We start from the raw sequence: 21517 nt of genomic DNA, 5'->3' as shown, positions 1-21517 counted from the left end.
GATGAGGTTCAATAACGGACAGGAATCAGATGCGAGGCGGTCGCCAGACCCCGGACAGGGTCGGCACAGCAACGGAATCGCTGGCAAGGGCCAGCACAACGGGGCTGAACAAGGTCACGGGCGGCTTGACGATCGACACTTGCAGCATGCCTCCCGTCTTGCACTCCTGGCCTGGTTTGCAGGGTTTGCCGTGCTCGGTCGGACTTTTCATGTCATTGCAACAATCCATGCCCATGTCGTCCATCATCGCCATGCCCATCGTCTTCATCGGGCACGGTTCTGTCGGCGCCTGCACCCCCGCCATCCCGCTGAGGGGAAGCGCCAGGCTAATGACGAAAATGAGGCAAAACCGCAGATAGCGTTTCATGGGGTTGGAGTGTAGCCGTCAGATCTGGCGCGAACAATCGATTGAACACAGGCCCGCGAATGCCGTGCGCGAGACGTTGGATGCGCGGGATATAAACGCATGAGTATTAAGCGAGGATTAGTTTTTTCCGTCTGCGAAAGCGGCTGAACGTGATTGTTCACTGCCCTCCTTTGTCCAAAAGCTGCTTTTCGCGGGCGGCGGCTATCGGCCATTAGCTGACATTCACCTCGGGACCATTTACGGCCAAAAGCTACTAATACAGAATCAAGTTATGCCGCTTCAATCAAATACGTCCGCAGACACTTCAGATAAACATAGCAATATTCTGAGCCAGGTATTCCGCCAGCGTCGTCTGACGTACTCCCAAAATCTTCAACTTCGCATCGCTGGCCGGTACCGACAGATAATCACGCGACTCGTGGGTGTAGTAAGTCATCAATGCGTCGAAATAGTCACCCATCGAAGTCTTTAACATTGAATCATCGTCGACATAAGTGATTGTCTTGCCGGTCACATCGCTGAGTAGTTGCGCAACATCCTTGTAATCGAATTGCTCCGCACCGGTCATCAGGTAGTCTTGCCCAATATGGTCCTCCGGTGTGTCCGTGAGTATTCTGGCGATAACATCAGCGATATCTTCCTCGGACACCCAACGGCGGCGTGCGTCGGTCACAGCCGGCATAAGAAGCTGCTGTTGGGTCTTGACCGGTTCCGCCAGGTACCAGGACAAGTTGAACATGATCCAGCAAGCGACATTAAGATAGGTGATCGGCAATCCGCTTGCGTCCAGGAGCGGCTTGGCAACCATATGCTGGGCTGCACCGCAGCGGGTTGCCAGCACTTCCCTGGAAATATCCGTCGCCTTCAAACCGGGTGGTATCGCGGTCAGGCGCACGATCTGCGAAACGCTGCCCGCCTCCCGGACAGCATCAATGATGTTAGGTGTCACCACCGTTTCGTCCGTCACGAAGTCTGGCGTGACGATGAACAGCCGATCCACGCCTCGCATCGCCGCTTTCAGGCTCGCGGGGTCATACCAATCCGCCTGCAGAACCTCAGCACTGGGAAAACGTTCACGGAGCGACTTGACGCCGCTTTCGCGGCTGGACACGAGGCGCAGACTTACGTTTTCACGAACGAGCCGGTCTGCTGCAAGGGCGCCGATATTGCCGGTCGCGCCCAGGATCAATACTTTTTCCATGCTATCTCCTTTACGATGAGCCGATGCCTTGTGACGGTTTTGACCGTCACACCGTGGACAGAAGCTGCGCTTTTTCCAACTGCGGGGTTGCGGCTTCAACGAACTGTTCAATCCGCTCGTTCGTGGCGTTGTCCGCGTCATAGAAATAGGCGACCTGCGTATTTTTCATGCCGACATATCCGAAGATACCGTCCACGATCTGATTCTGAATCGCCTGTGCATAGCCATGGCGTTCATAGCCACTTTCATTGCCGGCTGCCGTTGCGACAAGCAGCACGGGAATGTCGCGCATGGTGCCAACAACCCGCCCCTTCTCATCGACGCTATAAGCCCATCCTCCGTTAAATACGCGCTCGAACCATCCCTTGAGCATCGAGGGGACAGACCACCAATAAACAGGAAAAACGAACACGAGCATGTCAGCCTGATCTACCCTCGCCTGTTCACGTGCGATCTCAGAGGCAACTTCACCGACCCCGCGGTAGAGCATTACATCCCCTGCAGTCATTGCCGGCGAAAAGCCTTCCGCATGAAGGTCCGCGATCTCTACTTCGATGTCCCGCCCGACAAGGTCTTCGCTGATACGATCGGCAATAACATGACTGAGGGAACCTGGAACGGGGTGAGTGACAACGATAAGTGCTTTTCGAACCTGATTACTCATAAGTGTCCTGCCAATTAATACATTCAATTCAATATTGGTAATTTCGCCAGAAGTTGCCGACTAACCAAGCCGATATCAGCCTGCCTCTTTAGCCGCGCGTGCATTAGCTTCTTCCACCTCGCCTGAAGATTTATTCTCCTCCTGAGAAACAACAGGTTTATCTGTTTCAATAGCTTTTTTACTCTGTACCCGCATTTCAATCTCATTAAACCGTTGTTTGTTACGCTCATGATGCCGTTGAAGCGCCTCCGCACCATCAGCAGCAAAACTCGCGACAGGGACCACGATCAAAGACGCAATAGCAAACACTTTCAAAACACTGTTCATAAACTTTTTCCAGACAACATTGAACATAGCTAGTTGATGTATAGGCCTGCCATGTAAGGACCACCTATCAAGGCTGCGCAGTTTACGTGAACGGAAATGCGAGATAATCTAGCCAAAATCGGTTTTATATTACGAGAACTCGGACAATGGCACTGGATCGACTGGAAGCAATGCGGGCCTTTTGCAGGATCGTCGAGATAGGAAGCTTCGGCGGTGCCGCCGAGTCATTGGGGCTTGCGAAAACGACCGTTTCGGGACAAATCCAGGCCTTGGAGTTACTACTGGGGATCAAGCTGTTGCACCGCACCACCCGAAAGGTTTCCCCCACTACTGAAGGGGCCGCGTACTACCTGCGTGCCAGAGCCGTTCTAGAAGATGTCGACGATCTGGAAGCCTCCGTTTCTTTGAGCCGCAGCGCTGCGCGTGGCCGGGTACACATTGAAATGCCAGCGGGGGTTGGCTTGCTGTTAGTCGTCCCGGCACTGCGCGAATTTACCGTGCAGTACCCCAATATCCATCTGGATATAGGCTGTAGCGATCGAGTCGTGGACCTGGTACAAGAAGGCATTGATTGCGCGATCAGGGGCGGCGTCGTAACGGACCCAAACCTGGTCTGCAAGATCATTGGGCAAGTTCAACTGGCACTCTGTGCCTCTCCTGACTATTTGCGAGAAGCCCCGAGCCTTTCGGCGCCGGAAGATTTATTCCAACATCGTAATTTGGGCTACAGATTTTCGGCTAACAACCGACGGTACCTGCCCACTATGTTTCGTGGTGACAAATCATTCAGCCTGGATGTGCCGGTATCGATGTACTTCAACAACGGTAGCGCCCATACCGCCGCTACGGTTGCCGGACTGGGAATCGCTTTTGTACCGAGGGCGGAAGCGCAGCCACTTATTGAGCAGGGGTTATTGACCGAGGTTCTCCCGGATTGGAGGCTAGAGTCGATTACCCTTTCACTGGTCTATCCATATACCCGGCACTTGTCCGCTCGCGTCAGGGCAGTCACTGACTGGGTGAGTGATTTGATGCAAAGGAATGAATTGTGGAAGCCTGAATGAGTGCTCACGGAGAACGGTGACCGCCTCCCGAAACGCATCGATGATTTCTAGTATTACTAGAGGCTGGAAGTTCACCTACTCGCTCACGGTCTCGGTTTGAAATCGATTGCAGCCCCTCAGAGCACAAGGTTATCAATGCAAATTCCGCAATCGTATAGTGCTTGCCCCATTGTGTGATTCCCCATAAACCCCGAGTGAGTCGAAGTACAAGTCAATGACGCCGGTCAGTAGCCGGCACAAGGAGAGACTGTGGACACCACCGCGATTCCCGAGGGTTTCACTCCGGTTACCCGCAGTAGCCCGTTGCTTGATTTGCTCGGCCCGATTTACGCCAGAGGCAGTGGGCTGCAACTGGAGTTGGGGTTGTTGACGGACTCACGCCATGCCAATGGACGTGGCACTTTGCATGGAGGGGTGTTGGCGACGTTGGCCGATGTTGGAATGGGCTATGCCATGGCGTTTGCCAGCGACCCTCCGCAGCCGTTGATCACGGCGAGCATGACCCTGGATTACCTCGGCGCAGTTCAAATCAATGAATGGCTGGAAGTGCGCCTTGAACACTCGAAAAAGGGTCGTCAACTAGCGTTTGCCGCCGTCAGCCTGCATGTCGGTGAGCGAACAGTTGCACGCGCGAGCGCGGTGTTCGCGGTACCCATGAGTTGAAACGCGAGGTCATCAGGCATTGCTCTGGAGAAATGAAGGCGGAATTATCTGAAGCAGGCATTGATGAGCATATTCTCCGTCCTCTTCCAGCCCTTTCATTGCGTAATCGCTGTTCATGAACTATTGCTTAAGCTCCGATCAGACAAGGATGCCCGTTGTTAAGGGCGAGTCTTCTCGCTGACGCGTTGTCAGCGATTGTGCAGGGAGCCCACACCATGCCAGAGCACGATTCCGATTCCGATTCCGATTCCGATTCCGACGTTGCATCAACACCCGAGCTGGAGCCAGTCAGCAGTCCCGGTCGCCCCATGGGCGAGTATGTTGGCCTGGATGAAGCAGACACCAACAAAAAACGCATGACGTGCCTCCACTTGGCGGGTAGCGTCATGGTTGAAATGGCAGGCACGAATTATCCGGTTTTCAGCAAACTGACTCCTCTGATTACTCACTACTTTAGTTCTAAGGCGGAATTTGTCAGCGCTTCGAGACACTTCGATGAATCGGCTTTTTCGGAGGTAGTTTCTTCTTCGCATGGCGCGTTGAGCAACGTGATCAGCAGCGTATGCGCCGGCGCCGGGCTGGCTGAAATCTTGCTGGACGACTCGGTCAAGAACAGACTGCTCACTGGCTCAACGCATGTGATGAAACAACACATTGCCGATAATTCAGGCTGGATGAAGATAATGAGGGGCGTTTTGTTCGCAGAACCGTACTTAACGCCGATAGGCAAGAGAGAATATACGAAGATATTGGAGTCGCCCGATTTCTATAAGGTAATGAATACAGCGTATGAGTCAGCGCTTGCGGGTACGTCCAACCCAAAAACCACCGCCGAAGGGTTCCAGAATCTCTTCCGTAACATGCCCTACAAGTCCTTTCATCCACTGCCTGAATTTCCCGTGCAAACAATCGAAAGTACGTTGGCGCACGAATTGGGAAACATGAAAGGCAAGATAGCTGACTTGCGTGAATTTAAACGATTTGCGTCATTTACCACTCCCCTCCTCACCAAATATTTGCCACCGCTCGACGTCGCCTCAAACATGAAATCAGTCCATGGTGACTGGCAAAAATACAGTGCCGCTAAAACACCAGAAGCCACTGCGGACTCACTCGCAGCGCTGTCGTGCAGCAGCATGTCGCTATTGGGCTCAGCCATAACAGCTTTCGGCCTCAATCCGGTGACCAAGCGGCACCTCCCGAAACCCCTCATGCCCGTAGCATTAGGGCTGATGTGTACTGGCGCTGCCGGCTCCTTCTACATGGATAGAAATGCCGGTAAGGAAGCCGCGCAAATAAAATAACGCTGCACGTTTGAGCGTCCGTGCGGCTGACTCACGCGAGCGCAGCCGCCGTACGCTGAATGCCAGGTTTACAGATACCAGCGATACTCCCGCGCACTGATCTCCTGCATGAACGCCAGATGATCCTGGCGTTTGTTCTCGCAATACACATCGACAAACTCGGCGCCCAACCCCTCACGCAACTGCGGTTGATGCTGCATCGCACGCACGGCCTCGAACATCTCCCTGGGAAATTCAATACCGCTGCTGCGATCTTCATTGAGCGGCGCAATCGGTTCTTTGCCCGATGCCAGCCCATGCTCAAGGCCCACCAGAATCGCCGCCAGCACCAGATACGGATTGGCATCCGCGCCCGCCAGGCGATATTCCACGCGCAGGTTTTTCGCGTCCGATTCCGGAATGCGCAGGCACGCATCACGGTCCTCAAAGCCCCAGCTGGCTTTAGTCGCGGTGTTCACCGTGCCGCCCAAACGTCGCATCGCATTCTGGTTCGGTGCAAAGATCGGCATGCTGTGCGGCAGCAATTCCAGGCACCCGGCGACGGCGTGGCGCAGCGGTTGCTGGGCGTTCGCGGCCAACAGATTGTTGCCCGCCGAATCGTAAAGACTGACGTGCACATGCATGCCGCTCCCCGGATGCTGCAAGTACGGTTTGGCCATGAAACTGGCGCGATAACCATGCTTGAGCGCAACGCCTCGGGTGCTGCGGCAGAACAGCGCCGCCCAGTCTGCGGCGCGCAACCCGTCGTCGAGGTGGCCGAAGTTGATTTCGAACTGGCCGGGGCCGAGTTCTGCGGTGATCACGGTGGCGTCGATGCCTTGAGCGCGCGTGGCCTCGACCATTTCATCGAGCACCGGCGCAAAGCGCGACAGGCGTTCGATGTGCATGTTCGGTTGATCGTCGGCGTCATCAGTGAAGTCATCACGAGGGAATTGCGGCAGGCCGTCACGCAGCTTTTTATCGAACAGGTAGAACTCCAGTTCGAACGCTACGACCGGGTGAATGCCTTTGCCCGCAAGACGATTGAGTACCTGCGCAAGGACTTCACGCGGTTCGAATTCGATCGGTTTTTCGGTGCCGTCCGAGGTGATCAGCATCTGCCCCAGCGGCTGCGCTTCCCAGGTCACCGGCTTCAAGGTGCCGGGCACTAAGCGGCGCACGGCGTCCGGGTCGCCATCGTTGAAGCAGTAATCGCCAATCTCGAACAAACCGCCCTGCACACCCAGCAACACGCAGTTTTGCGGCAGTTTGAGGGCGCTGCCAGCGGCGACTTTTTCGAGCATGTCCACGGGATAACGCTTGCCGTAGAAGTGCCCGGGAATGTCCAGGGAAATCAGGTCGACATAACGCACCTCAGGGTAGTGTTGGCGAAACGCCCGTACTTCAGCGAGCAGGTCAGCGCAGACAGCGTCCATCGTGTTCATCCTTTTTTGTTATCAGGTGTAGACCCAGAGCACGCGGGTGAGGTGCTCGGTGAGGTTGCCGTAGCGGCAGCGGGTGTGGCTGTCGAATTGAAAGCTGTCGCCGGCCTTCAATGTGACCGGATCTTCGTCATCGCCCAGCCATAGCGTCAGTTCGCCTTCGAGCACGTAGCCGCCCTGCTCCGAGCTGTCGGTCAAGTGGCGGTCGCCGCTGCTGGCGCCGGCTTCGAGATGACTTTCGAGCATGGAAAACGACGCGCGGATCTGCGGCGACACCAGAATGTCGGTGATGCCATTGGCGTAATACAGCGTGCGGCGTTCGTCCGGGCGGGTCACCCATGGCAGCTCTTTGGGCTTGGGCAAACTGTAGAAATAGGTGGTCGGCACGCCGAAGGTTTCACTGATCGCGGTGAGATCCGCGACCGTGGGCCGCGACAAACCGCGCTCGACTTGCGAGAGAAAACCCACCGAACGACCGATCTTGTCGGCCAGTTCTTTCAGGGTCCATTTCTTGTGCTTGCGCAGGTCGTGGATGAGGATCGCCAGCGCGGCGATTTCTTCTTGCTTGTTCATGGCCGGGATTCCGAAAAATAGCTCATCAAATGCTGTCTCGCAGTCGATACCAGGCTTTGCCGATGGCTTCCAGCGGCGCGGCGAGGTATTTGCCGCCGGGGAAACGGCCATTGCTCAGGCCTTGATACAACGCCAATTCGTCGGCATCGCCGAGAATTGCAGCAGACACAGCACGGGCGGCGGCCAGCGTCGGCAGCACGCCGTGGCCGGAGTAGCCTTGCAGCCAGTAACGATTGCCCCCGCGGCCAACGTCCGGCGTGCGATTGAGGGTCAGATCGATGTGCCCGCCCCAGGCAAACTCCAGATCGACGCCTTTGAGCTGCGGGAACACCCGTTCAAGAAACGGCCGGGTTGCCGCCGCGATGTCCTTGGGCATGCCGCCCAAGTAAGTGCAGCCGCCGCCAAACAGCAAACGGTTATCCGGGGTGCGGCGGAAGTAATCGAGGACGAACTGGTTGTCGGTGACGCAGACGTTGCTTGGCAACAGTGCCGTGGCCTGTTCTGGCGTCAGGGGGGCGGTGGCGACTTGATAAGTGCCCACCGGCAGGATGCAACGGGCAAGTTGTGGATCGAGTTCATCAAGGTAGGCATTGCACGCCAGCACCAGCACATCGGCGCGAACCGTTCCACGCTCGGTATTTACCCGAAAGCCTGTGCCCTCCTCCTGATAACTCAGCGCTTTGCTCTGCTCAAAGATGCGCCCGCCGGCTTGCTCAATGGCGGCCGCCAGACCCAGCGCGAGTTTCAGTGGATTGAGGTGCGCGCCTTGCGGGTCATAGAGGCCGGCCTGATAACGTTCGCTGGCGACCCATTCAGGCAGATGTTCACGTGGGATGAACTGCAAGGCATCGTGGCCCCACTTGTGGCTGGCCTCGTGTTGCCATTCGGTGAGCAGGCTGACCCGGCGCGGCATCACCGACGTCCACAGATGCCCGGGCCGATAGTCGCAGTCGAAACCATGCCGCCCCGGCAGTTCACGCAGTTCCTCCGCCGCCCAACGCATGCCGTCCCACAACCGTTTCGCCCGTTCATGGCCCAGCGCAGCTTCCAGCGGCGGCATGTCACACGACCAGCCCAGAATCGCTTGCCCGCCGTTGCGCCCGGAAGCGGCCCACGCCACTCGACTGGCTTCCAGCAGCGTCACCCGTTTGCCGGCCAACGCTAGGCGCAGCGCCGTGTGCAGGCCGCTGAAACCGGCGCCGATGATCACCACTTCCGTGTCATGTTCGCCCTCCAGCGCAGGTCGGGTACTCAGGATATCGGCGCAACTGTGGGCGTAATAACTGGCGACATGCTGACGGGATTGCTGAAACATTCGCGGCCTCATGAAATTCTGTTCTTGTAATTTCATGAAAATCTACAGAACAAATTTCACGCCGGCAACCCGAAATTAAAAATCGTAACTGAGAACAACAACTGCGACCCGACAATGCCCTGGCCGCACAACACGTCGCGCGAAACTTCAACCCACAGGTTCTGGCCGAGGCCAACTGCAAAGAAAAAGTCGCCCCGACCGCTGCCAAACTGGCGAGGATGGACGATCAACCCAATAAAGAGCTCGCGATCAAATGGCTGGGGGCCTGCAACTAGCGTCAAAGCGCATTCGATAGCTTTTCGAGAAAGTCATTAATGTCTTTATTGGCAATTCGGGTGTTCAGGCTTTCGCACAATTTATCGTTCTTGTCCCAATCGAAGGTGGGTGACCCACCCTTGATAGTGATGGTCACTGTTTTGTCTGGATCATTACCTTCGGCGGCCTGTCTGGCGATTTCCCCGGTAAAAGTTTGAAGCGCCGCCTCGTCTGGCGCTGAGTCGGGGTGGCCACTGGAAAGCGCCGCAAACAGTGAGTTCACGTAAGCGTTGTATTTTTCATAGTGATGGTTGATGAAAATCGCGTCGGGATCATCACCAAAGAGCGAGTCAAACAAATGCCCGACACCCGGCCCATACGCCTCGGGTGGTTTTCCTTTCACATGCGCATAACTATCGCCAAACGCGTGAATCAAGAAACCCAATTGCCAATCAGGAACACCAGAATCTGGTTTGACGGCCTCCTCAATCATTTTTTCAGGCGTGCCCTTCGCTCATCAACCGCCGCTGTGTCGCCCCCGTGCAAAGAATGAAGTCCATTCACGACTTGACGTCGATAGCTCCAGAGCCCAGGTGCAATGCCGTAAATGGAGACAGGCACAGCGTTGAGTTTCCATAACTCCTCATCGGGAGTTTGAGTGAAACACGAAATTCGCTGGAGCTTATCAAGGTCGTGATACCCCGCCAGATAAGCGACGTAACCAGCGGTATAAAAATGCCCATCCTTTGCGAAAAAGACGCTCGGATCGTCGACAGTTGAACCCTTCGCGCTGGTCGATGTAGCGGAGCCGGGTTTCGCTGGAACAGCTTTCAACTGGTGAATCTGCTGATCAGTAGAGCAACCCACCTGCATTAAAACGACAGCGAGCCATGGGACTGCTTTTGCAAAAGTCCGAAATGAATTCAATTTCGCGCATCCTTGCTGTGGTTTCAGGGAGATGTTTTATCGAACAGTAGTACACGTCAGCTCCAGGAGCACTGAACGGGCATAACAAAATGCCAGCATCGATACAAAAACCTTCTACTCTGCAAATCAGGATGCAACAAACAGAGGACGATGGTGATGCGCGCACTGATCATGGTCATTGTGTTGGGCCTGACGCTCCCTGGCTGTGCCCCGCTCAAACAGTATCACCCTGCTCCCCCATACCTGAAAAACTACGACCTCGACACCCCGCTGGCTTCCTGCTCGGCTGATGACGCCCGCAAGGCTGATTTCCAGCATGGTTTCGTAGAGTTCGACGAATACGGCAACCTGCTGAATCCTGCCGCGTTTGAAGCGCAAATGGCAGACATCCGGGCAGTTCAAGGGCCAGTCCTAATCGTGACGTACTTGCACGGCTGGAGGCACTCCGCGGCGCCGGATGATGAAGATGTCCGTGAGTTCAAACTGGCAATGCGCAACATCGCTGCGATGGATGGTTGCAAGCGCAAGGTGATCGGACTGTACATGGGGTGGCGAGGCCAGGTATTTGCCAGAAACTCGCCACTTGATCTGATCACGTTCTGGGATCGTAAACAGACAGCGCACAGTGTCGGCAGTGGCGCGGTCACCGAAGTGTTGCTGCGTCTGGATAAAGAGCGCGTGCGGCGTAACAGCAACAGCCAGCTTCAGGCAAAAGAAGATACACAAAGCCGTTTGGTATTCATTGGTCATAGTTTCGGTGCCGCTGTTCTGTATACAGCGCTGGCACCAATATTGGTCGAGCGATTCACTCAGAGCACGAGCTTCGATCCAGCCGACGAACTTTCGACTACCGGTTGCCAGAAGAACCCGAAGGAATCTCTGAAAACAGTCGGAGATCTGGTCGTTCTGATCAACCCTGCGTTCGAGGCAATGCGCTTGGCCACCTTGCAGAAACTGAGTATGGGTTGTCATTACACGAAAGATCAGCAGCCGGTTCTGGCAATCGTGACCGGCACGACGGATCTGGCGACAAAGCGGGCTTTTCACATCGCCCGGGCACCCAGGGCCAGATTTCAGAAGTACACCGCTGATGTACCTGAAGGTTATCAAGCCAACTCAACGGCTGTTGGTCACTACGGCCCCTACCAGACACACTTTCTTTCTTCTCCGCAATATTCGACTGACAGCGCCGAGCGGCAAACCTTTGAGGGATGCGAACAGTACGTTAACCCTCTTAAACGGGCTGAACTGCGAATGAGCCTGACCAAACTTTCAACGACGGCGCACGCAAGCATCGCCACGTTCACTTCGCAACAAAAGCAGAAAGACGGCACACCAAAATACTTTGTTCTGATGTTTGAGAAGAATCCGCAATTGAAAAATCCACCGGACCACAACCCCGTGCTGAACGTCAAAGTGTCTGCGCCGATCATTGACGGACACGGGGGAATTTATAGCTGCCAGCTGATGACCTTCATTGGTGGCCTGATCACCCAGACAATAAGCAACTGATGCTGGAGGCCAGTAATGGACATGAGTGGATACCAGTCATTTGTTTTCAGCCATTCGGACTACACCCATACCGTCTACATGAAGGGCAACGGTATCCCAATCCTGGTCATGCATGAATTGCCAGGGCTAACCCGCGACACCCTGCAATTCGCCGAGCGATTGATCAACGCCGGGTTCCAGGTGTACATACCGCTGCTGTTCGGCCAACCGCAAGAAAAGGGCTCCTTGCTGAAGGGATACTTCCGTTGCATCAGCAAGGAGTTTGCCTATCTCAAGGCGGGTCGAAGTGCACCTGTCAGTGATTGGTTGCGTGCCCTTGTCAAAGAGCTGGGTGCCACACGCGGCCATGACCGTATCGGCGTCATTGGAATGTGTGTCACCGGGGCATTTGTCATTCCGCTGGTTCTTGAAACCAATGTCGGTGCGGCCGTGGCATCCCAGCCGGCGATACCCTTCAAGTTCAGATACTGGCTGACCGGCAGAGGTGAAGGCCCCTGGATGAGCGAACTGAACATTGCCGACGACGAACTTGAAGAAGCCAGCCGAACTGCCGCGACCAAGGGCTGCGCAATACTGATCCAGCACTTCAGCGATGACCGGCTATGCACTTCGCCGCGCATCCAGCGACTCGAACAGGCGTTTGCAGAAACCGGCATCGTCTACACGTACGCACCGCCAGCAGATGGTCGGCGCACCCACCACGCGTTGCTGACGTATGAGTACGACTCGGCAAAAAATCCCACTCAAAACCACCCGACTCGATTGGCCTTGCAACGAGTCACCGATTTCTTGCATCTCCATTTGCAGGCGTAGCCTGCCATCCCCCCACGCAACGGCCATGAAGGAACGAGCAAATGACAATGAAGTCAGCCTTGGTAGCGGCAGGCATCGTAATCGTTTCCCTGAACTCGACATTGGTTCCGGCAGACGACTACACGCTGGATCAGAACTGGAGTGCAAAAGACCTGGCAATCTGGCGGGACACCTCTCAAGGTTCGCGCTTGATCCCGCTCAGCTGGATGATGGCTTTAGAAATAAAAGGCTCGAAAGTGCCCTTTATGTCCGACGCTAACGTCCAGACTTTTGGCTATACGCCGCGAACTCTGGAGTTCGCCTACCGCAGCTATCGGTTGCCCCGTGGCTTTGTCGTCGATCAAGGCAACGACAAGGCGTTGACGTTTTCACGACTGCGCTGGCAAAGCGGACAATCCAATCAGGAACCCTGGGTGGGAATGAACTGTGCGGCCTGCCATACAGCGAATATTTCCTACGGCGGCCATACCTGGGAAATACAGGGAGGCCCAACCAATGCCGATTACCAGAAGTTTTTCCAGGCCTTTCGCGAGGCACTGACCGAGACCCACAGCGACGGCCAGAAATTCGATCGCTTTGCAGTCAAAGTCCTGGCTGACGCAGACACCGAACAAAATCGTGGACTGTTATCCAATGCATTGAACACGCTGAACCAGTTTCTTGCAAAAAGCGCCTCGCTCAATCACACAGATCTTGAATATGGGCCAGGCCGTGTCGACGCTGTCGGGCACATTCTCAACCGCGTCGCACAACTCAATGACGCACCTGACCCGACCCCCAATCCATCTGATGCTCCGGTCAGCTATCCATTTCTCTGGAACACTCCCCAGCACGACAAAGTGCAGTGGAACGGGGTTGCGCCTAACGCGCGATTGAGCAAACACGGCTTGGATATAGGTGCTCTCGCGCGCAACGCCTCCGAAGTGGTGGGGGTGTTCGGGGATGTGGCGTTTCGTGCGGATACGTTCCTGAAAGGATTCGACTCCAGCGTACGAGTGAGTAACCTGGATACACTTGAGCGCACGCTGGAGCGTCTCAAACCACCGAAATGGCCAGAAAAGCTTGGTGCGATCGACACAAGCAAAACACCACACGGCGCTGAGTTGTTCGCCCGCCATTGCTCAAGCTGTCACTTGCCGCTTGCACGCGATGATCTGAAAACCAAGGTCTTCGCCCAGATGGCGACGATCACCGCAGACACCGAAACCTCAAAATCAATTGCGACCGACCCATGGATGGCGTGCAACGCCGTCCAGTTCATCAGCGACCCCGGCAAGCTAAAAGGCGCGCACCTGAACAAACTCATTGGTGAAATCACCGATCAGTCGCCTTTGGTGACTCAACTGGGTGTGACGGCGAGAGAAGTTTTATTGAATCAGACCCCAGACATACTAGGGTTGGCATTGGCGGATTTCCTTGACGTCGAACCAGTAGCCGTAAGGCCTTCGCGCACAGGCACGTTTGCTTTCCTGCGATCCTTCCAGTCAGAAAGGAGCCGCCGGCTCAGCGCCTGCTACAAGCTTGCCCTCGATATCAAAAAGTATCCGACTCTGGCCTACAAGGCGCGCCCTCTCACTGGCATCTGGGCAACTTCCCCTTACTTGCACAATGGTTCGGTACGGACATTGTTTGACCTGCTTCGCCCGCCCAGCGAGCGTCCTTCCAGCTTCAAGACCGGTTCGATCATCTTTGATCCGAAGAATGTCGGTTTTGTTGATGCCAACGGTCCCGGCAGTCCGTTTACCTTCGACACGTCTTTACCGGGCAACTCCAATGCGGGCCATGACTATGGCGCGTCTTCATTCAATGATGATGAACGCTATGCGCTGATCGAGTACATGAAAACCCTTTGATGCACAGGGCAACTCGGCCAGCGAAGTGCCCGGATCAACATTCCGGGCACTTTTTGCATTACGCGCCGCCAGCAGTTCCATGGCACGCTGTCGACGTTTCATCAATGCGCCAACGCGTACCGACGACAATGTTCCAGATACCCGCGCTCATGATTACCGACCAGTTGCACCACACTCGTCCACAGCCACGACGGCGCATCGAGGGTTTTCGAACGGCAGGCTTGCAGCTCGCCTATCCATGAGGCTCTCGTCGACAGATCCATCTGACGCGCATGGGCCAGCCCCACGACCCGCGCCAGATAACCGGCCGCGAGCATCGCATCGCGTTGGCTCAACTGATCCAGTTCAAGTTTCATGTCCTGCGGCAGCAACTCGCGGATGAAGAATCCGTGATCAAGCATACGTGTCGCAATCATCCGATTGCCCAGCCCCGGTGACAGGAAACGCGCCCCTTCGACCACACGTTTGCCGTTGTCGCGAGGCATCGAGGCGCGTGCTGCACGTGGTGCGGCGGCGCCAACGGCCTCTTTGACATCCAGCAGGCAATATTCCTGATCGTCCTCCTCACCCACGCCCAGCAACACCGCATAGCGCTGCAACCCCAGCGAACTGCAGCCTTTGACCCAATACGCCGAGTCGAGCATTTTTACCCTGTCGTCCTTTGACCGGCCCTTTAGCGAAGTCACCAGTGTGTGGATTTCTGGTGTGGCACACAGCGCTTTCAGCGCCGCCCGTTCAGGCCGGGACAGCGTCCAGAATTGCTTGCCTAGCGGAATCGTCGGCTTGGTGTTCTCGATGCGTTCTTGAGCCAGATGCTTCCAGGTGCGCTGCACCGCGCTGCGCATCCCGGCTTTGACCTGAGCCGGGCGCGGCGGCTCTTCATCCAGATCACCTTCAAAGGCTTGCTCGTAGCCGCGCATCATTTCTTCGAGCATGCGTGCGGTGGCCACACCGGGTAAATCCGAGCCTCGGGCGGCAGTGGCCAGCGACAGCGCCAAACGCACCAGATCATGCGCCGGGTTGCCGATGACGGTCTGATCGAGGTCGCGGATATGAATGTCGATTTTGCCTTTCAAATCGCCGGTCGGCCCCAGATTGCCGGCATGGCAGTCGCCACAGATCCACACCGCCGGGCCTTTGGGCAGGCTGCGCCCAGGTTGACTGTGCAGCCATTCGTAAAACTGCACGGTGCTGCCCCTTACATAAGCGTGCGCCGAGCGGGCCATTTTCAGATTGCGCAGTTGCGACAGCGGTTCAAGGCGTGCGGATGGCCGTGGGATTTTCATGGGCGCTTCTTATCGTGAATGTGACCTGTTGACCGCCCGCGCCCCATGAATGTTTCAAAGTGTTACAGAGTTATCCGCATAATCGTCGCCCACCCTTTACTGCGGCAACTCGACCCGCGCCAACAGCCCGCCACCGCTGCGATTACTCAAAGTCAGCTCTCCGCCCTGTTCGCGCACGATGGCCCGCGCCGCCGAGAGCCCGAGGCCGACGCCACCGGTATGACGGTTGCGTGAGGCTTCGAGGCGAAAGAACGGATCAAATACGCGCTGCAACGACTCTTCGGGAATGCCCGGGCCCTCGTCGCTGACATCGATGCGAATCAAGCGCTCATCAGCGCTTAACTCGATACGTGGGTGCTGGGCGTATTTCTCGGCGTTTTCCAATAAGTTGACGATCACCCGTTTGATGCCGAGTGGCCGGCCTTCGTACACCAGGCGCGCCGGGCCGTCGTAGTCGATGGCGATGTGCTGATCGCGATAGTCATCGACGATGGTGTGCAGCAACTCCGACAGGTCGAACGCAGTGCGTTGCTCTGGCCGGGTGTCTTCGCGGAAGAACGCCAGCGCGGCGTTGATCATCGATTGCATCTCTTCGATGTCGCGAATCAGTTTGCCCTGGTGATCGAGGTCTTCCATGAATTCGCTGCGCAGGCGCATGCGGGTCAGCGGCGCGCGCAAGTCGTGGGAAATCGACGCGAGCATGTGCGTGCGTTCGCCAATGAAATGCTGAATCTGTGCCTGCATGGTGTTGAAGGCAACGATGACCTGACGGATCTCGTCCGGGCCCTCAATCTTGATGGGCGGCGCGCGCAGATCGCCGCCAAAGCGTCTGGCGGCGTTGGCGAAACGTTGCAGGGGCTTGGCCAGTTGGCGGGTGGCAATCCAGGCAACCAGCAAGGTGGCGATCAAACCCAGGGCGATGATGACCGCGATCCGTGTACCGATGTCCACTCCCCAGGAACGCTCCGGCGGCGAAAACGACAACCAGCTGCCGTCCTTCAACTGCACCAGCGCGGCATAGCGTGCGCGCGGGTTGTCACTGGGCCAGTCGGCCGGATTGAATACCTGAATGTTTCGATCATCACCCAGCAATTGATGCAGCACCGGCACCCTGCCCGCTTTGACCGGCTCGCCGCCGATGGGCAACCCCACCCCGGCGCGTTGCTCATTCCATGTGACCTCCAGCATGGGACTGGTCGCAGCTGCGGCGAGTTGTGGGCGCAAACCGGCGGGTGCCGCTTCGATTACTTTGGTGGTCGCGGCTATCTGCTCGAGCAAGCCAGTGCGTTCAATTGGCGGTTTGGCCCAAATGCCAGCGACCTGCACAAACAGTGCATTGAGCGCGAGCGAAGTGAGCATCGCCGCCACGATCGTCAGGGCAATCCGTCGGCTCAGGGTGTCGCGACGCAGGATGGAGCGGATCATGAGCGGCTGACCTTGGCGGTGAACATATAACCGCCATTGCGCACGGTGCGGATCAGATCCGGACGTTTGCAGTCCGGTTCGATCTTGCGCCGCAAGCGGCTGACCTGCACATCGATGCTGCGGTCGAAAGCGTCGTGGCCCTGGCCATGGGTGAGATCGATCAACTGCTCGCGGGTAAGAATGCGTTGTGGATGATCGAGAAACACCACCAGCAAATCGAATTCGCCACCGGACAGCGGAATCATCACGTTGTCCGGCGAGCGCAACTCGCGGCAGGTGATATCCAGATGCCAACCGGCAAAGCCGATCACCGGCCGCGACGGTTCAACCGGGCTCCGCTGTTCGCCGGCGCGGCGTTGCAGGGGGCGCACGCGGGCCAGTAATTCCTGCGGCGCGAACGGCTTGGTCAGGTAGTCGTCCGCGCCCAGTTCCAGGCCGACAATGCGGTCACTCAGCTCGGCCATGGCGGTGAGCATGATGATCGGAATCGCCATCTGCGCCCGCACCTTCTGGCACAGGCTCAGGCCGCCTTCGCCGGGCATCATCAGGTCAAGAATGATCGTGTCCGGGCGCTGCTGCGCAATCGCCGCCCACATGGCTTCGCCGTGTGGCGCCACGTCGACTTCATAGGCGTGCTGGATGAAAAACTTCTTCAGCAGCGAGAGGATTTCCACGTCGTCGTCGACGATCAGCAGTCTGCTCACGGTTACAGGATCCATGGACCAAAAAGAGCTTATCTAAAGCCATTTCGCCGCCCGGGTCATTTATTTCAATCGAGCAACATTCCTGCATGACAGACATCAAGCGGACATCGTCCGGCAAAACCCCTCGGGCACTCTGCAGCCATTCCAATCCAGGGGGTTCGCATGAAGGTATTGAACAACAGCCATAGCACCGGGGGACATCACAGCAGTCGTCCCTTGATCCTCAGCCAGCGTACCGCCGCGCTCGGCCCCGACACGCCGATTGTGTTTCAGGAATCATGCCTGGGCGTGTCCAGCGATCAGAGCCGGATCGTCCTGCGTCGCTACTTCGAGCAATTCAGCCCGACCAGTGCGCACTGGGTCGAGTACGTCCACAGTATCGCCGCCGCCGACCTTATCGACTGGATCATGCGCCACGGCCAGTTGCACATCGAGTGCTCGGACCACTCCACGCCCAAGCAACAGGAAGTGCGTTGATGAGAGGCCATTGCCTGATGTCGTTGCTGTGCACCGCGTCCCTGAGCCTGTCCGGGTGCAGCAGCAATAACGCTGAACAGACGGGGTTTCTGCATGATTACAGCGTTCTGAAAGAGCACCAATCACCGTCGGGGCACAACGTCCTGAGTTGGGTCAGCCCGGCCTTGGCCAGGGGCCGCTACACCAAAGTTTATCTGGCGCCGAGCCAGTTTTACCCCGGTGTTGAACCGACCGGGCGTATTCCGTTGAGCACGCTGTCTGGCGTCACCGAGTATTACGACGCGGCCCTGAGAAACGAACTGGGCAAAGTCCTGCAACTGGTGTCCATGCCCGGCCCGGATACGCTGATCGTCAGGCCCGCGATTACCCGGGTTGCCGCGAGCACTCAGGGGTTGCGCTTTTATGAATGGTTGCCGGTCACTTTGGTGGCTGCCGGGGTCAGCACCGCTGCCGGCATTCGCGATCAGGACAGTGAAATAGCCACCGAAGTCTCGTTCGAGGATGGCTCGACCGGCGAAGTGGTTGCCGAAGTCGTGCGCAAGGGCACCGGTGTGGCGCTGGAAAACGACAAACAGGTGCTGACGGCGGATGACGTCAAAGGGGTGCTGGATGGCTGGGCCAGTGATCTGGGGCAATCATATGGAGCGATTCGTCGGTAGTGCGGCCGTTTTCTCGTCTAACGTGAAATGCAGGTATTGGCAGCACACGGGACACGGCCAGTGATGAGCAATTTCCCCATCGTAGCGACAATTCTCTCGATGATTCTGGGGCTGTCGGTCACTCGGCTGCTGCTCGGTGCGTTGACGGTGTTCCGCATCCGCCGGGTGGCGGCGCCGGATTGGGTGGCGTTGGTCTGGGCCGTTACGCTGTTCGCCACGCAGCTGGATTTTTGGTGGGCGGTCAATTCGCTGCCGCAGATCAAGTCGACCTTTTCCTTCGCGGAGTTTTTGTTGCTGGTGCTGTTGGCGCTGTCGCTGTTCGTCTCTTCGGCGCTGTTGCTGCCGAGTCGAAGCGAAGATGAACAGAACGGCTTGCGGGTCTATTTCGAACAGGACGGCCGCTACGCCCTGCTCTCGTTGTCGACGTATCTGTTTCTCGGGCTGATCGTTAACGTGTTCCTGTTTCAAGCCTCGCCGATTGCGCTGTGGGGTGTGCTGGATGTGTTGATGATCATTCTTCCGCTGTGTGCTTTCGCGGCGAAATCACGCAAGGCCTACACGACTGTCACCCTGATATACCTGCCGATCAATGCGCTGGATATCGTTGTTTCGCTGACGAATTAGGCGTTGCGTTAGAAAACACAGCCTTCGGCAGCGCCTACACCGGCCTATGTAGGAGCTGCCGAAGGCTGCGATCTTTTGATCTACACGGACACGTTTAAAAGACACTTCCAGACACGCGCCCAAGGCTACACATCCTTGCGTAATTGCCTACAGCTACGCCAGAATCCGCCGGCTTGTGCGCCTTGGGGGCGGGTTCTATTGTGGTGCGGTCGCTGAGATTTCAGTGATCGGGTTTAGCAGCCCGGGTTATCTTCTAGACGCACAAGGTCCGTTGTCGTTATGGCGGCTTTGCGTGGGGCACTTCGGTGCGCCGGGTTCTAGAGTCCTGGTCTGCTAACCCGCGTACAGCCGCCACCTCCTTCGTTAGCAGCGAACGGTGGCAGCTTCATTACTCTAGAGGCTTTTGCCATGATCAAACCAACACCTAATCCGCCCGAAACCGACCCGACCTCTCCCTACGAATCTCTCGAATCGAAAAAGCTCAACGAAGCCGCCGACCGCGCGCTCGATCATTACCTCTGCCCGCCCGGCTCAACGCCACCTCCACGTAGAATCCGCAGAATGTACGCCGTTACCGCCGACTTCAAAAACGAGGAGATGCTGGTCGATGCGTGCGAAACACTCGCTTCGGCAAGAACCATCACCAATGACTTCGCCAACCTCCTACCCGCGTCGCAGCGCCGAACGTTGCAGGGCATTGCGCAACTGATTATGCTCGGAGAACTGGCGGTGAATCGGGTGTTGGATAATCTGCAGGTGCCGGGTTGAGGCCGCGACTGTGAGCACTTGCTGAGTTACTCAGTAACCCTCTTGCCCCTTCGCGAGCAGGCTCGCTCCCACATTGGAACGCGATCAACTGTGGGAGCGAGCCTGCTCGCGAAGACTGCCGAGTAAGCAACGCAATTTCATCAGGCAGAAAAACCCCGCAATCCTGCTCAATCGGGATGGCGGGGTTTGCCGTTTTCGCGAGGTAAGATCAAAAGATCGCAGCCTTCGGCAGCTCCTACACCGGGCTATGTAGGAGCTGCCGAAGGCTGCGATCCTTTGATCTAAACAGGCGTGTTTAAAAGACACTTTCAGACACGCGCCCAAGGCTACGCATCCTTGCGTAATTGCCTACAGCTACGCCAGAATCCGCCGGCTTGTGCGCCTTGGGGGCGGGTTCTATTGTGGGGCGGTCGCTGACGAATCAGCGGTCGGGTTTCGCAGCCCGGCAATTCTCAAGGCACGCGAGTTCCGCCATTACGTTATGGCGGCTTTGCGTGGGGCACTTCGGTGCGCCGGGATCCTTGAGCCTGGTCTGCTAACCCGCGTACAGCCGCCACCTCTTCGTTTAGCAGCGATCGTTGACGGCTCCGTTTTTCTCAAGGAGTTTCACCATGATCAAACCAACACCTAATCCGCCCGAAACTGACCCCACTTCGCCCTACGAATCCCTCGAATCGAAAAAGCTCAACGAAGCCGCCGACCGAGCCCTCGATCACTACCTCTGCCCACCCGGCTCAACGCCACCTCCGCGTAAAATCCGCAGGATGTATGCCGTAACAGCAGACTTCAAAAACGAAGAGCTGCTGGTCGATGCCTGCGAAACCCTCGCTTCTGCCAGAACCATCGTCAATGATTTCGCTCATCTCATACCCGCCTCACAACGCCGGACGCTGCTGGGGATTGCGCAACTGATCATGCTGGGGGAACTGGCGGTGAATCGGGTGCTGGATAATCTGCAGGTGCCGGGTTGAGGCCGCGACTGTGAACGCTTGCTGAGTTATTCAGTAATCCTCTGGCCCCTTCGCGAGCAGGCTCGCTCCCACATTGGAACGCGATCAACTGTGGGAGCGAGCCTGCTCGCGAAGACTGCCGAGTAAGCAACGCAATTCCATCAGGCAGAAGAACCCCGCCATCCTGTTCGATCGGGATGGCGGGGTTTGCCGTTTTCGCGAGGCAAGATCAAAAGATCGCAGCCTTCGGCAGCGCCTACAGGGAAAAAAAGCAGTTAGCGGTGAATTATTTCGTGTCCTCATGTATCTGACCCAAAGAGCACGCGCCATCAATTAGATGGCATCAACGCGGCAAGATGGATCAG

The 21517-nt window shown here is 56.8% G+C and carries 23 protein-coding genes; 11 read left to right on the top strand and 12 right to left on the bottom strand.

The window, feature by feature from the left end; translation table 11 throughout:
* Positions 1 to 25 precede the first annotated feature (25 nt).
* The 4 genes from JFT91_RS18090 to JFT91_RS18075 form a co-directional block, all read right to left on the bottom strand.
* Positions 26 to 367 carry a hypothetical protein gene (locus tag JFT91_RS18090; protein ID WP_201233375.1) on the bottom strand — a complete coding sequence of 114 codons (342 nt, stop codon included), beginning with the start codon at positions 365 to 367 and terminating at the stop codon, positions 26 to 28.
* 304 nt (positions 368 to 671) lie between these two features.
* Positions 672 to 1568 (bottom strand): NmrA family NAD(P)-binding protein, encoded by an 897-nt coding sequence (locus JFT91_RS18085; RefSeq protein ID WP_201203613.1) that lies wholly within the window; start codon positions 1566 to 1568, stop codon positions 672 to 674.
* A 46-nt stretch (positions 1569 to 1614) separates the two neighbouring features.
* The gene (locus JFT91_RS18080) at positions 1615 to 2232 is read right to left on the bottom strand and encodes an NAD(P)H-dependent oxidoreductase (protein WP_201203610.1); all 618 of its coding nucleotides are present in this window, start codon (positions 2230 to 2232) and stop codon (positions 1615 to 1617) included.
* Positions 2233 to 2307: 75 nt separating this feature from the next.
* Positions 2308 to 2559, bottom strand: coding sequence for a hypothetical protein (locus tag JFT91_RS18075; RefSeq protein WP_201203608.1), 252 nt, complete (start codon positions 2557 to 2559; stop codon positions 2308 to 2310).
* Positions 2560 to 2705: 146 nt separating this feature from the next.
* Here JFT91_RS18075 and JFT91_RS18070 point away from each other — a divergent pair, with 146 nt between their 5' ends.
* The 3 genes from JFT91_RS18070 to JFT91_RS18060 all read left to right on the top strand — a co-directional run bounded on the left by JFT91_RS18070 (position 2706) and on the right by JFT91_RS18060 (position 5590).
* Positions 2706 to 3623, top strand: coding sequence for a LysR family transcriptional regulator (locus JFT91_RS18070; RefSeq protein ID WP_201203606.1), 918 nt, complete (start codon positions 2706 to 2708; stop codon positions 3621 to 3623).
* A 249-nt stretch (positions 3624 to 3872) separates the two neighbouring features.
* Positions 3873 to 4286, top strand: coding sequence for a hotdog domain-containing protein (locus tag JFT91_RS18065; protein WP_201204267.1), 414 nt, complete (start codon positions 3873 to 3875; stop codon positions 4284 to 4286).
* A gap of 215 nt (positions 4287 to 4501) precedes the next feature.
* Positions 4502 to 5590 (top strand): hypothetical protein, encoded by a 1089-nt coding sequence (locus tag JFT91_RS18060; RefSeq protein WP_201233374.1) that lies wholly within the window; start codon positions 4502 to 4504, stop codon positions 5588 to 5590.
* 68 nt (positions 5591 to 5658) lie between these two features.
* On the opposite strand, the gene JFT91_RS18055 is transcribed toward JFT91_RS18060, so the two are convergent.
* From JFT91_RS18055 to JFT91_RS18035, 5 genes are all read right to left on the bottom strand, one after another.
* Entirely contained in the window at positions 5659 to 7005 is a 1347-nt protein-coding gene (locus JFT91_RS18055) for a glutamine synthetase family protein (RefSeq protein ID WP_201233373.1), read from the bottom strand.
* A gap of 21 nt (positions 7006 to 7026) precedes the next feature.
* The gene (locus tag JFT91_RS18050; RefSeq protein WP_201233371.1) at positions 7027 to 7584 is read right to left on the bottom strand and encodes a helix-turn-helix domain-containing protein; all 558 of its coding nucleotides are present in this window, start codon (positions 7582 to 7584) and stop codon (positions 7027 to 7029) included.
* 25 nt (positions 7585 to 7609) lie between these two features.
* Entirely contained in the window at positions 7610 to 8899 is a 1290-nt protein-coding gene (locus tag JFT91_RS18045) for an NAD(P)/FAD-dependent oxidoreductase (protein ID WP_201233370.1), read from the bottom strand.
* 277 nt (positions 8900 to 9176) lie between these two features.
* A complete protein-coding gene (locus JFT91_RS18040) occupies positions 9177 to 9647 on the bottom strand; it encodes a hypothetical protein (RefSeq protein ID WP_201233369.1) in 471 nt (156 codons plus the stop codon).
* Positions 9644 to 10081: a hypothetical protein gene (locus JFT91_RS18035; RefSeq protein WP_201233368.1), complete on the bottom strand. Its 438-nt coding sequence runs from the start codon at positions 10079 to 10081 to the stop codon at positions 9644 to 9646. Before JFT91_RS18035 ends, JFT91_RS18040 begins: the two co-directional genes overlap by 4 nt.
* Positions 10082 to 10237: 156 nt before the next feature.
* Between JFT91_RS18035 and JFT91_RS18030 the strand changes: the two genes are divergently transcribed.
* Genes JFT91_RS18030 through JFT91_RS18020 form a run of 3 tightly spaced genes read left to right on the top strand, consistent with a single transcriptional unit; the run spans position 10238 to position 14259 of the window.
* On the top strand, positions 10238 to 11593 hold the full coding sequence (locus JFT91_RS18030) for an alpha/beta hydrolase (protein ID WP_201233367.1): 1356 nt from the start codon (positions 10238 to 10240) through the stop codon (positions 11591 to 11593).
* A 15-nt stretch (positions 11594 to 11608) separates the two neighbouring features.
* Entirely contained in the window at positions 11609 to 12406 is a 798-nt protein-coding gene (locus JFT91_RS18025; protein ID WP_201233365.1) for a dienelactone hydrolase family protein, read from the top strand.
* A 41-nt stretch (positions 12407 to 12447) separates the two neighbouring features.
* Complete coding sequence (locus JFT91_RS18020; RefSeq protein WP_201233364.1) at positions 12448 to 14259, top strand: di-heme-cytochrome C peroxidase; 1812 nt, start codon at positions 12448 to 12450, stop codon at positions 14257 to 14259.
* 101 nt (positions 14260 to 14360) lie between these two features.
* On the opposite strand, the gene JFT91_RS18015 is transcribed toward JFT91_RS18020, so the two are convergent.
* The 3 genes from JFT91_RS18015 to JFT91_RS18005 all read right to left on the bottom strand — a co-directional run bounded on the left by JFT91_RS18015 (position 14361) and on the right by JFT91_RS18005 (position 17674).
* Positions 14361 to 15545 carry a DUF2252 family protein gene (locus JFT91_RS18015; RefSeq protein ID WP_201233362.1) on the bottom strand — a complete coding sequence of 395 codons (1185 nt, stop codon included), beginning with the start codon at positions 15543 to 15545 and terminating at the stop codon, positions 14361 to 14363.
* A 96-nt stretch (positions 15546 to 15641) separates the two neighbouring features.
* Positions 15642 to 16970: an ATP-binding protein gene (locus JFT91_RS18010; RefSeq protein WP_201203590.1), complete on the bottom strand. Its 1329-nt coding sequence runs from the start codon at positions 16968 to 16970 to the stop codon at positions 15642 to 15644.
* A complete protein-coding gene (locus tag JFT91_RS18005; RefSeq protein WP_518524880.1) occupies positions 16967 to 17674 on the bottom strand; it encodes a response regulator in 708 nt (235 codons plus the stop codon). The genes JFT91_RS18010 and JFT91_RS18005 overlap by 4 nt, the downstream gene beginning before the upstream one ends.
* 162 nt (positions 17675 to 17836) lie before the next feature.
* Between JFT91_RS18005 and JFT91_RS18000 the strand changes: the two genes are divergently transcribed.
* The 5 genes from JFT91_RS18000 to JFT91_RS17980 all read left to right on the top strand — a co-directional run bounded on the left by JFT91_RS18000 (position 17837) and on the right by JFT91_RS17980 (position 21173).
* Complete coding sequence (locus JFT91_RS18000) at positions 17837 to 18151, top strand: hypothetical protein (RefSeq protein WP_201203588.1); 315 nt, start codon at positions 17837 to 17839, stop codon at positions 18149 to 18151.
* Positions 18151 to 18810: a DUF3313 domain-containing protein gene (locus JFT91_RS17995; protein WP_201203585.1), complete on the top strand. Its 660-nt coding sequence runs from the start codon at positions 18151 to 18153 to the stop codon at positions 18808 to 18810. The genes JFT91_RS18000 and JFT91_RS17995 overlap by 1 nt, the downstream gene beginning before the upstream one ends.
* Before the next feature lie 63 nt (positions 18811 to 18873).
* Positions 18874 to 19434, top strand: coding sequence for a hypothetical protein (locus JFT91_RS17990; protein ID WP_201203583.1), 561 nt, complete (start codon positions 18874 to 18876; stop codon positions 19432 to 19434).
* Positions 19435 to 19842: 408 nt separating this feature from the next.
* Entirely contained in the window at positions 19843 to 20202 is a 360-nt protein-coding gene (locus tag JFT91_RS17985) for a DUF6124 family protein (protein ID WP_201233359.1), read from the top strand.
* Between the two features lie 611 nt (positions 20203 to 20813).
* Positions 20814 to 21173 (top strand): DUF6124 family protein, encoded by a 360-nt coding sequence (locus JFT91_RS17980; RefSeq protein WP_201233358.1) that lies wholly within the window; start codon positions 20814 to 20816, stop codon positions 21171 to 21173.
* Positions 21174 to 21517 lie beyond the last annotated feature (344 nt).

This window comes from Pseudomonas sp. TH08, from assembly GCF_016651275.1.
Classification (GTDB): domain Bacteria; phylum Pseudomonadota; class Gammaproteobacteria; order Pseudomonadales; family Pseudomonadaceae; genus Aquipseudomonas.
Note: the sequence above shows the minus strand (reverse complement) of the source record. Positions and strands in the feature narration are given on the sequence as shown.